Source organism: Micromonospora sp. KC723 (assembly GCF_004348595.1).
Classification (GTDB): Bacteria; Actinomycetota; Actinomycetes; order Mycobacteriales; family Micromonosporaceae; genus Micromonospora.
The window spans coordinates 1-667 of the sequence record NZ_SMKD01000288.1 but is presented as its reverse complement, the minus strand read 5'-3'; the positions used below and the strand labels follow the sequence as shown (position 1 = coordinate 667).

Sequence of the window (667 nt, the reverse complement as noted above, 5' to 3'; positions counted from 1 at the left end):
ACCCCGCCCACCCCGTCACGGGGCGGTATAGGTCACCGTCACCCGCTCGTAGCCGAGGGAGCGGAGCAGGCCCTCCAGCATCTTGCGGGTGTTCTCCTCGGCCCGCTGCGGCAACCCGCTGTCCCGGGCCGCCGCGGTGATCCGCTCCTCGGCGAGCCGGTAGACCTGCTGCTGTCGGTTGGGGTCGCCGTCGACCAGCTCACCCACCCGGTTGAGCAGGCCGCGCTCCTCGGCGAAGACGTAGCTGGACTCCAGATCCAGGTTGGTCTCGCCGAGCTGCGGTGCGGGCAGCCTGACCTCGACGGACTTGCCGTCCGGGGAGACCACCAGCGCACCCTCCGACAGCTTGGAGAAGTCGACGTACGCCTCGACGCTGCCCGCCCCGACGAAGAGCGTCCGCTGGTTGAGCAGCCACTCGGGCACGTTGTTCCGGTCCCGCTGCAGGTCGACGACGACCTGGAAGTTGCCCTCGGCGGCGACGTAGCGGCTGAGATCCTGGATCGACTTGAGCAGCGGCGGCTGGCTACGGTCGGTCTGCTCCTTGGCGAACGGGTTGCGGAAGTCCGGGAAGATCCCCGTGGTCTGGACGCCGAGCAGCGCGACCACCACCAGCGCCGCCGCCCCGAGCACCAGCAGCAGGGGCTTCACCGGCCCACCCGAGGGCCCC

Annotated in this window: 1 protein-coding gene; it reads right to left on the bottom strand. The window is 70.6% G+C overall.

The window, feature by feature from the left end; translation table 11 throughout:
- Positions 1 to 15 precede the first annotated feature (15 nt).
- Complete coding sequence (locus E1165_RS28685; protein WP_243705044.1) at positions 16 to 648, bottom strand: DUF4230 domain-containing protein; 633 nt, start codon at positions 646 to 648, stop codon at positions 16 to 18.
- Between the last annotated feature and the right edge of the window lie 19 nt (positions 649 to 667).